At 67.7% G+C, this 10,073-nt stretch carries 9 protein-coding genes and 2 pseudogenes; 9 read left to right on the forward strand and 2 right to left on the reverse strand.

The features are described from left to right. Positions 1-197 precede the first annotated feature (197 nt). The 6 genes and pseudogenes from EFK10_RS12520 to EFK10_RS12545 all read left to right on the forward strand — a co-directional run bounded on the left by EFK10_RS12520 (position 198) and on the right by EFK10_RS12545 (position 6,571). Entirely contained in the window at positions 198-443 is a 246-nt protein-coding gene (locus EFK10_RS12520; RefSeq protein WP_240677179.1) for a hypothetical protein, read from the forward strand. Between the two features lie 309 nt (positions 444-752). Next, positions 753-3,521 (forward strand): cyclophane-containing RiPP biosynthesis TPR protein HaaT, encoded by a 2,769-nt coding sequence (gene haaT / locus EFK10_RS12525; RefSeq protein WP_206305423.1) that lies wholly within the window; start codon positions 753-755, stop codon positions 3,519-3,521. A 127-nt stretch (positions 3,522-3,648) separates the two neighbouring features. Next, a complete protein-coding gene (haaA, locus tag EFK10_RS12530; protein ID WP_127355796.1) occupies positions 3,649-3,852 on the forward strand; it encodes a HaaA family cyclophane-containing RiPP peptide in 204 nt (67 codons plus the stop codon). A 13-nt stretch (positions 3,853-3,865) separates the two neighbouring features. Then, positions 3,866-4,303: pseudogene (locus tag EFK10_RS50000) on the forward strand (radical SAM protein); the annotation flags it as partial. An 814-nt stretch (positions 4,304-5,117) separates the two neighbouring features. Beyond that, a complete protein-coding gene (gene haaN, locus EFK10_RS12540) occupies positions 5,118-5,597 on the forward strand; it encodes a cyclophane-containing RiPP N-acetyltransferase HaaN (protein WP_127355797.1) in 480 nt (159 codons plus the stop codon). Positions 5,598-5,851: 254 nt separating this feature from the next. Then, a pseudogene (locus EFK10_RS12545) lies at positions 5,852-6,571 on the forward strand (IS6 family transposase). A gap of 148 nt (positions 6,572-6,719) precedes the next feature. Here the strand turns inward: EFK10_RS12545 and EFK10_RS12550 are convergent. Beyond that, a complete protein-coding gene (locus EFK10_RS12550) occupies positions 6,720-7,103 on the reverse strand; it encodes a VOC family protein (protein WP_127355798.1) in 384 nt (127 codons plus the stop codon). Between the two features lie 91 nt (positions 7,104-7,194). Between EFK10_RS12550 and EFK10_RS12555 the strand changes: the two genes are divergently transcribed. From EFK10_RS12555 to EFK10_RS12565, 3 genes are all read left to right on the forward strand, one after another. Further along, positions 7,195-7,764, forward strand: a complete 570-nt coding sequence (locus EFK10_RS12555) for a hypothetical protein (RefSeq protein ID WP_240677180.1) — start codon at positions 7,195-7,197, stop codon at positions 7,762-7,764. Further along, the gene (locus EFK10_RS50005) at positions 7,761-8,186 is read left to right on the forward strand and encodes a DinB family protein (RefSeq protein ID WP_240677181.1); all 426 of its coding nucleotides are present in this window, start codon (positions 7,761-7,763) and stop codon (positions 8,184-8,186) included. The genes EFK10_RS12555 and EFK10_RS50005 overlap by 4 nt, the downstream gene beginning before the upstream one ends. A gap of 289 nt (positions 8,187-8,475) precedes the next feature. Further along, positions 8,476-9,075: a hypothetical protein gene (locus EFK10_RS12565; RefSeq protein ID WP_127355799.1), complete on the forward strand. Its 600-nt coding sequence runs from the start codon at positions 8,476-8,478 to the stop codon at positions 9,073-9,075. Between the two features lie 322 nt (positions 9,076-9,397). On the opposite strand, the gene EFK10_RS12570 is transcribed toward EFK10_RS12565, so the two are convergent. Beyond that, positions 9,398-9,877, reverse strand: a complete 480-nt coding sequence (locus EFK10_RS12570) for a MarR family winged helix-turn-helix transcriptional regulator (RefSeq protein ID WP_127355800.1) — start codon at positions 9,875-9,877, stop codon at positions 9,398-9,400. Positions 9,878-10,073: the final 196 nt, after the last annotated feature.

Consider the following 10,073-nt stretch of genomic DNA (forward strand, 5'->3'; position numbering starts at 1 on the left):
GCCGACTCCACCTCGCCGCCCCCGGCACCTAACCAGACACCAGCCCAGCACCCCCTCCGACGTCAACCCCCGAAGGACTTACGGCGCCGACCACTAAGACGAACGCATTCCTTGAGCAAGGCGAGGTCCTTCAAGACATCCCGGTCGACCAAGTTCGATACATCCGAGCAGCGACCTCACAGGACAGGAACGCGCGCTTGGCGATCGACCTCATCACGCCCGACGAGAACATCCGGTGGCTCTTCCACGCTGACATCGACAACGCTCAAGTGGACGCGCTCGCCGCCGTGCTTGCCGAGTCGATGACGATCCCGGACGTTGAACGCGAGGAGCTTCAACGGCGGCGCTACGCCCCCATCGAGGCGGGCAAAAAGAGTGAGAGTACTGGAACGAGGTCTACGAAACCGACTGGATCCGAGGCCACGACCTGCGATGCCGAGTAGGTCCCAAGCCGATTGACCAGTTCGTGGCCGGGGCCGATAGCGAAACAGCCACTGCGGCGTGATCATCAGGGGTTGCGTGAACTTCTGAAGATGGTGCGCTGGCCGTGGGCCAGTGTGCCTTGCGGAAGCTGGTGCACACCGTGGCTCAGACGCGCCCTTGACCAAGGTCTACGAGGACTGTTCCTTTAGGAAAGTTGGGGCGTCGGACTCGGGGGGGGCCTTCGTGACCAGGTCGGTTGGCGGTGCGTGGTGTCTCATCAGCGGCACCACGGAGGAATCGGTCGCTCCCCCGGCCACTGGGACCTCCGTATGAGACTCCGGCGCGGGATCGCCATCGCCGTCGTCGCCGGAGGCGGTGCTGTGACCACGCTGCTGGTCGGGCTCGTCACGAACGCCGTGTCCAATGAGTCGCGGTGGCCCGGCTGGCTGGGGTGGTTACAGGAGCACGCCTGGTTCTCGTTCATCGTGTTGGGTGTGACGATGGCGGGGATGACGGCTCTGCTTGCCGGGCTTTCCGAGTCGCGGCCTCCCACGCCGTTGGCGAGGCCGGAGGATGGAGCGGGGCCGCCGGGGGCCGCTCAGGTGCTGCGTTCGTTGCCGCGCGACACCGCCGCGTTCACCGACCGGGCCGCGGAGCTGGAGCGGCTGGTGGGCTCGGTGCGGGCCTCACAGGAGCAGGGCGAGGGACTGCCCGTTCACGTGATTGACGGGATGCCGGGTGTTGGGAAGACCACTTTCGCCGTGCACGACGGCCACCTGCTCTCCGAGCGGTTCCCCGACGGACAGCTTTTCGTGAACCTCAACGGGTACACGCCGGGGCGCACTCCGGTGCAGGCTGGCGAGGCGCTCGCCTCTCTTCTCGCGGCCGCCGGCGTGCCGACACAGCAGATACCCGTCGGGGACGACGTCGGAGCGGTCACGGAGGCCCGGGCCGCCATGTGGCGGAGCAGACTCGCGGACAAGAAGGCGCTGCTGATTCTCGACAACGCGGCCAGCTACCGGCAGCTGGAGCCGCTGCTCCCCGGTGGGAGCGGGTGCCTGGTGTTGGTGACCAGCCGCAGGCGACTGGTGGCGAACGAGGAGGTGGTCACGTCGGTGGACGCGCTGCCGCCGGATCATGCGGTCGACCTCTTCGTGCGGCTCAGCGGGCGGCCGGCCGATGCACTGGACCGGGATGTGGTGGACGAGTTGGTCCGGCTGTGCGGGTGCCTGCCGCTGGGAGTGTCTCTGCTCGCAGCACGGCTGCGGCATCATCCGTCCTGGACTGCCGAGGACCTGCGCGGGCGGCTGCTGGCGGCGCGGGACCGGCTGGGAGAGCTGCGGGCTGGGGAGCGCGCCGTCACCGCCACGTTCGATCTCTCCTACCGGGATCTCGCGCCGGAGCGGCAGCGCTTCTTCCGGCAACTCGGCTTCTTCCCCGGCAGCGATCTCGACCCGCACGTCGGTGCGGCTCTTGGCGAGGTCTCGGTCGTGGTGGCTCGTGGGCACCTCGAAGCGCTCTACGACGACCACCTGATCGACGAGCAACCGGGGAGTCGCTACCGGCTGCACGATCTCCTGCGCGACTACGCTCGCGGTCTCGCCACCGAGGGGGACAGCATGGACCACGTACAGGCCGTCCAGCGTGTGTGCACCTACTACCTGGCCGCTCTCGCCGTCGTGAACGGGCACATCGGGCGCAGTGGTGGCGTAGTGCCCCCGGCCCCGGACGGCGCCTCGCGGGTGGAGACTCCGGCCCTGGAGTCGCGGGCGGACGCCATGAGCTGGCTGGAGACCGAGCGGGCCAACATCCTCGCCTGCGTCCGGCGAGCAAACGGCCTCGCCCTGTACGACCTCGTGGTCCGGCTCGCCGCGGCCATGGCGCCCTTCCTGCGCCAGGCCGGTCCCTGGGACCAGGCCGTCGGGCTCCACCGGACCGCCGCCGAGGCCGCTCGCCACACCGGCGACCAGCGGGCCCGCGGTGACGCTCTCGCCGAACTCGGTGTCGTACGCCGCTTCATGGCTGCTTACCCGCAGGCGATCGAGTCCCTCAGCGACGCCGTGACCGCGTACGAAGCGGTCGACAAACGGCGCGGCAAGGCCGATGCACTCAACCAGCTCGGCATCGTCTGGTACCTGACCGCGGACAACGAGGACGCGGCCCGCGCCCAGACCGAGGCCCTCGCCCTCTACCGAGAGCTGGGCTACCGGCTCGGACAGGCGAACGCGCTCGCCGATCTCGGCATGACACAGCGGCAGATGAGCCGGTTCGACGCCGCAGTGGAGGCTCAGAGCGAGGCCCTGACGATCTACCGAGAACTCGGTGACCGGTACGGGGAGGCGAACTCCCTGCGAGACCTGGGCGTCGTGCACTGCCTCATGGGCGCGTACGACCTGGCCACGCGGCATCACCAGGAAGCGTTCGACATCTACCTGGAGCTGGACGACCGTACTCACCAGGCTTACGCGCTGAACGAGCTGGGCGTCATCCGACGGCTGACCGGAGACATTGAGGGGGCGCGGACGGCACACAGCCAGGCCCTGGCGCACTTCACCGAGCTCGGTGAACGGTTCGGCCGCGCGAATAGCGTCCGCCACCTCGGCGTCGTGGACCGCGTTTCCGGGGATGCGACAGAGGCGATCCGGCTTCTGGAGGAGGCCCTGGACGCCTACCGCGAGCTCGGCAGCCGCGGGGGTGAGGCCGCCTCGCTGAGCGAGCTGGGCGCGGCGCGCGGCATCGTCGGTGAGCGCGACGGCGCGATCGAGGTGTTCCAACGCGGTTTGGAGATCCTGCGGGGCCTGGGCGACCGGTGCGGCGAGGCAGAGGTACTGAACCACTGGGGGATGCTGCTGTTCACCTCCGACGAACCGACGGCTGCCCGTCGGCACTTTGGTCAGGCGCTCACGCTCGCGCGGGACATCCGCTGCCTGCTGGAGGAGGCGCGGGCGCTGGAGGGCATCGGCCGCTGCGACTGGACGGTTGACGGGCCTGGTCACGGCGTGGGCTCGCTGCGAGCCGCCCTGACGGTGTACCGGCGGTTGGGAGTGAGCGCGGCTGTGGACGACATCGAACGATTGCTGGTGCCGCGATCCGGCTGACGCCGACCATGTGGCCGAATTCCCTGTGCCGGGTGGGTGGTTGAGGATGCTACGTTTCCGGCTGATCTGTCGCTTCAACCCCGTCGCACCGTGCCGCCTCCGGCACGTACCTTACGAGGAGCGTTGGATGCCGTCACCCACGTCCGTCACCGAGCCACGCACCATCACGCACGTCGGCCCGGCGTCCGCGGAGCCGACTATGGCCGGCACCGCCGTCCTGGACCGCGTGGCCGCCCGCGTACGGCAGCGGCTGGAGGCCGAGGAGGGCGCGACGGGCCGGTTCGGCGACGGCGCCCACGCGGCCTCGCTCATCTGGCCATGGCCGCTGTGAGCACGTCCACTCGATGACAGAACCCGAAGGCCCCGTTCCGTTCCGGACGTTCATCCTCAAGGTCGCCAACCGCTGCAACATCGACTGCGACTACTGCTTCGTCTTCAACTCCAGGGACCAGGTGGCGCGGCGCCTGCCCGCCCGAATGGACCTCGCTGTGGCCCGGGCTACGGCCCGGCGGATAGGTGAGCACGCCTCCGCACACCGCCTTCGGACCATCCACGTCGTCCTGCACGGCGGGGAACCGCTTCTCGTCAGCGTCGGGCACATGGCCGCTCTGCTGCAGGCCATCCGGGACAGTGCGCCGACGGAAACCCGGATTCTCTTCGAGCTCCAGACCAGTGGGACTCTTCTGTCCGGTGCGTGGCTGGACCTCTTCGAGCGGTACGAGGTCGCGGTGGGTGTCAGTCTCGACGGACCGCCGTGTGCGAATGACCGGCATCGCCTGACCCACGCCGGGCGGTCGAGCGCCGCCTCCGCCGTGCGCGGCATCGAACTCCTGCGGTCGCGGCCACATCTGTTCGCGGGGCTTCTCGCCGTCGTGGACCTGGCCAACGACCCCGTGGAGGTTCACGACTACCTGGCGGCGTTCGAACCGCCCGTGATCGACTTCGGCCTGCCGCACGCCACCCACGACGACCCGCCGCACCGCGCCGACCCAAGCGTGCCCGAGTACGGGCTGTGGATGAGCAGGGTTTACGACGCCTGGCTCGCCCGGCCCGAGTACGGGCACAGCGTCCGGATTCTGGAGGACATCGTGGCCCTCAGCTCTGGCGTGCGCGGCTCGGTGGAGACACTCGGCCTGGCCCCGCCGACGAGCGTCGTGATCGAGTCCGACGGCTCCATCGAAGCGGTGGACACCTTACCGTCGGTCGAGGAGGGCGCCTCCTGGCTCGGGCTCAACGTCCTCCGCCACTCTTTCGACGAAGCCCTGTCGCATCCGAAGCTGCTGCACCGTCAGCACGGCAAGGATGCGCTCGCCGAACAGTGCCACCGCCTGCCCACTTGTGGACGTGTGCGGCGGTGGCTACCTCCCACACCGCTTCAGCGAAGCCCGGGCTACCGCAACCCGTCTGTCTACTGCGCGGACCTGGAGTACCTCATCCGACACGTGCAGGGCTCTCTGCGGAGCACGGCTGGAACCCATATGCGCAGGCCACCTCGTCGCTGTAGGCGCGTGTGCTGTACCGCCGGGAGGGGATCACGCGTTGGAACGAACGAGTGCAGCAGATACCGAAGCAATCGAGGAAGGACAGGAGGCGCCGATGACCGTGACGATCCGTCCCGCGGAGAAGCGGGACGTCCCGGCCGTGGCCGAGCTGATCGAGGAGATCGAGCGGTTCTACGGGGCGAGCGACACAGATATCCAGCCGATCGAGGAGCGCCGCCTCCAGGTGGAAGAAGCTCTCTTCGGCGCGCCACCGCTCGCGTCCGCCCTGCTCGTCGAGGACGAGACCGGGGACATCGTGGGCCTCGCCGCCTATTCCTTCCTCTGGCCGGCCGCCGGCTCGTCGCACTCCCTGTTCCTGAAGGAGCTCTACGTCCGCGACACCCTGCGTCGGCAGGGCATCGGTGCTCGCCTCATGGACGAACTCCGCGCCTTGGCCGCCGCGCGCCCCGGGTGCAGCCGGGTGGAATGGATGGCTGACCGCGACAACCCAGGCGCACGGACCTTCTACGAGTCGCTCGGGTTCAACGAGTCCGACGGGAAGATCGTTTACCGGGTCGACTCCGGCACCGCGTGAGGGTGAGTGGAACTGTGAAAGTGGAGCGCTGCGAGGAGTGCGGCAGCCAGATCGTCATCGGGCTTGGGTGCGACTGCCCGCCGGGCTCGTCCGCTTCGGCGGCCCCCCGTTCGGTGAAGGCGTCCGTGAAGAGGGAGTGGCGTGCTCATCCGGATGACACGATCCTGATCTCCCCAGGGCAGTGCGCGCGGCACTGTCACATTGGCTGGCCCGTGGGATTATCTCCGAGTTGATCAGGCTGGAGGAGGGTGTCCGTGGGGAACGCGTCGCCGTCGTACAAGGGGCACCGGTACCCGGTCGAGGTCATCTCCCACTGCGTATGGCTGTACCACCGCTTCCCGCTGTCGTTCCGCGAAGTCGAGGAACTGATGCTGGAGCGCGGCGTGATCGTCTCGTATGAGACGGTCCGTCGCCGGTGTGGGAAGTTCGGGCAGCAGTACGCCAATGCGCTGCGTCGCCGGCAACCCCGGCCCGGGGACAAGTGGCATCTGGACGAGGTCTTCATCAAGATCAACGGGGCGCAGAAGTATCTGTTGCGGGCTGTCGACCAGGACGGCAACGTGCTGGACATCCTCGTGCAGGACCGGCGGGACACCGCCGCGGCCAAGCGGTTCTTCCGCCGTCTGATGAAGAAGACCCGCACAGTGCCCCGGGCGGTCGTCACCGACAAGCTCCGCTCCTACGGCGCGGCCCACCGCGAGGTCATGCCCTCCGTGGAGCACCGCTCGCACAAGGGCCTGAACAACCGAGCGGAGAACAGTCACTAGACAACGAGGCAGCGTGAACGGGCGATGAAGGGCTTCCGCAGCGTCGGCGGGGCGCAGCGGTTCCTGTCCGCGTTCAGCGGCATCTCACCGCACTTCCGACCCCGCCGCGACCAGATGACCGCACACGACTACCGAGCCGAGATGACCGTCCGCTTCGCCATCTGGGAGCAGATCACCGGCGCCGCCGACCAGCACACCACAGCCTGAGCACAGGCCCCGAACCGGCCCCACCACGCCCCGACACGCCGTCAGAAGCCCACACACCCAACAACGTGACAACGGTCATCGGTCGACCCACCGTCTGGACCCCGCGGGACTGGCCCGTCCGCTGCACCTTACTCGATGTGGCGGGACGTCAGATGGACTTCAGCTGCGTGCGCAAGAGACAGAACTCGTTGCCCTCGGGGTCGGCCAGGACATGCCAGCTCTCTTCTCCGGTCTGGCCGATGTCGACAGGTAGGGCGCCCAGTGCGAGCAACCTGGCCAGCTCGGCGTCCTGGTCGCGGTCGGTGGCGTTGACATCGATGTGCAGCGGGAGCTTCCCGAGCCGGGGGTTGCGGCCCGCGTTGAAGACGAGGGTTGGCTGTGCTCCGCCGAATCCGACGCCGGGCGGGCCGATTTCGATGCTGCCGTCACCTTCTCGAGCCAGCTCGACGTAGCCGAGGACATCGCACCAAAATGCGGCTAGTCGGCCAGGGTCTTCCGCGTCGATGACGAGTTCGCTGATTCGGCATGCCATGGCGCGAGCATAGGTGCGCCAGCCCGGCCCCGTCCCCCATCCGAGCGGCACGATCCCCTGCTCCCCGTCCAATGACCCGGACGAAGCTATCTTGCCCACGAGCAACTCCACCGCCCGACGGAGTCTCGGACCGGACTACGGCCACCTGGGCAGAGCCTACAACGACACCGGCTACTTCGCGCGGAACGTGCGGACCATCGAGGTCCTCGTCGACCGCCACGCGGTCAAATCCGGCGCCGCCGCCGACGGCGAGCCCAGGCAGTACTTCGACCTCGGCCACGGCGGGTGCACCTACACCTTCTTCGAGCCGTGCCAGCACCGCATGGCCTGCGCACGCTGCGACTTCTACACGCCGAAGGCCTCCAGCAAGGGCCAGCTGCTGGAGGCCAAGGCGAACCTGCAGAAGATGCTCGCCAGCATCCCCCTCACCGACGACGAACGCGCCGCCATCGATGATGGCCAGGCCGCCCTCGACCAGCTCCTCAATCGACTCACCGACGTCCCCACACCCGCCGGGCCCACACCGCGTCAGATCGGCCTCCCGCCGACTGCCACGCTGTTGCCCATCGTCGATGTCACGCGAGGACCAGGAGCGGGCAGATGCGATGTCAGTGGTGCCTGCCAGACTCGGCCCGTCCCCGACCAGGAAGGCAGACGATGACCGCCACACCTGCCCCCAAGCACTATGCACCCCGGTGGAACAGCGGCAGCCGCCCCACCCCGCCCGCCGTTGGCGGCGAGCCGGAGATCCTGAGCGCCGTCCTGGACTGGCACCGGGCGACCTTCGAGCTCAAGTGCGCCGGCCTGCCGCCAGAGCGGCTGTCCGAACAGGCGGTGCCGCCGTCCGCGCTGTCCCTGCACGGCCGCATTCCCGGCCAGGGCACACCTTGGGCACACCTAGCACTTTCTTACGCGCTTGCCGGGACGCTGTCCACGGAATCCTCGGCGGGCTCGTCTCCGAGCCAGAATGCGTCAGCAATCGTCAGCCATGTAATCCCGCCCCGGAAAGCAGCAGCAAACATCCATCCGACCAGCGCTATCAACACCCCACGCACTGAAACATCCACGTCGAAAAACTACTGACAAACCGATACAGATTCATCAGGTCAACGCGGGCGGGTGGTGAACAGGGGCGGGCGGGGAAACCACCATGGCGCCCGGACCCGATGCTATCGACTCCACCTTTCCCTACGCGGATTTGCTGCCCGGGTCCGTGTCTGGGATCTTGTCCGGGGCAGCGACGCCAAGCGACGCGCCCAGCCACCGACACCACTTGACCCAGGGTCACCAGTAGCCGAGCTGGTGGGCCGTGGCCGAGCCACGAGCAGCGGCTCGCCGAACTGTCCCTGGCCATATGAAGAAGGGAAATAGCGTGAACACCGAGAAGATCACGGCCCGACGTCTTACGACCGAGGAGGTTTCAGAATTGGGCATCCAGGAGGATATATTCGTCTCGGCAGAGATGGATGATCTTCCTCTCGACTGCTACGCCCCGGCTTTCCTTACGAAGCCGGGTAAGGATTTCGAGGGAGGATCCTTCACCGCAAGGACGATCTTCGGTCAGGAAATTCATGTTCTTCCGGACAATGCCGAAGAACGCGGGATCTGGGTTGCCGACGAGACAGGGGAAGAAATCGAGGTTCTCCAAAGTGCTGGCGTCCTCCTGAACCTCGCCCTCTTCGTGCCCAGCGGGAACAAGGAATCTCTGGAGTCGCTCTACACCGCCGCAAGGGAAGCGTTCGGCGCGGGAATCGTTCAGCGCTGGAACGAGGAAGTCGTCGCGGTGCCGGACGTCAAGGTTGACCTGTTCGAAGAGCCGACCCGCGGGCGGAAGAGCACGAGCAGCCAGAACCGCGACCGCCGCGCCTTGGACATCTACCCCACCCGAGTGCGGTTCATGGAGCCCAGCGCTGGCTGGAGGTTCATCCTCGAACCGCACAAGGAGGACATCGACGACACACCGACGATCTGAGCTGACAGCAGCCCAGAGGAGGCACACCAGCGGCACAAGGCCCCCTCCAGGCCGATGCCAGGACCGGCCTGCCGCGCCTCGCCCCGGCCACCCACGTACCGGGGCGAGGCCCCGGGGTGCGTAGCAGGAGCAAGGCGCCGTGTCCGGTGCGGTGGTGGCGGACACGGAAGCGAAGACTCCCATGGGGGCTCATCGAAGTTAACCGTGCTTGAGGCATCCGCGGCTGCGGCGGGTGGTGGCCAGGCGGGTGTGGGTGCGTTGGTTGGCGGGGTTGCGGTAGGCGCTGCGGGCGTCGGTCTTGATCGCGCTGCCTGGCGCTGTGCTAGGACGGCTCACCGAGGTCGCGCGTCATCCAGCCGGGCGTGTCGAAGCGGATGGGGGAGGCGCCGACCAGTGTCGCCAGATGCTTTTCTAGGCGCTCGAGTTCGGCGGAGCCGATCCGTCGTTCCCAGCGGTCGCGCAGTTCGTCGAAGATCTCCTCGCCTTGGTGCAGCACCTCGAAGCCGAGGGCGGTGACCTGGAGGCGTTTGCGGCGGCCGTCGAGGGGATCGGTGTCGCGTGTCACGTATCCGCGTTCGTGCAGGACCGCGATCGTCTTCGCGGCCGCCTGCTTGGAGACCGACAAGTGGCGGCCGAGCCGCGTGGCGTCATCGGCGCCCGCGGCGATGGCTCGCATGGCGAAGTCGTGGACGGGGCGTACGTCCTGGTAGCCGCGCTGAGCAAGCTCGTCGGTCGCGTTGTCCACCAGCGAACGGAAGCCCCCGAGCAGGAGCAGCGCGAGATCGGCACCGGAACGGGACATGGCAGCAGGGTACGGGAAGGGCTTGTAGTTAGACAACTTGGTTGGCTAATATCTGGGCAACCAGGTTGTCCAATTGAGGAGATGCGATGAACGCGACACCAGCCGGCGCGACGATTCCGGGGATCACCCACCACCGCGTCGAGGTGAACGGAACCACGCTGCACTACGTGGCGGCGGGAACCGGCGGAACCCCGAT

The sequence above is a fragment of the Streptomyces soli genome (assembly GCF_003999195.1).
Classification (GTDB): domain Bacteria; phylum Actinomycetota; class Actinomycetes; order Streptomycetales; family Streptomycetaceae; genus Actinacidiphila; species Actinacidiphila soli.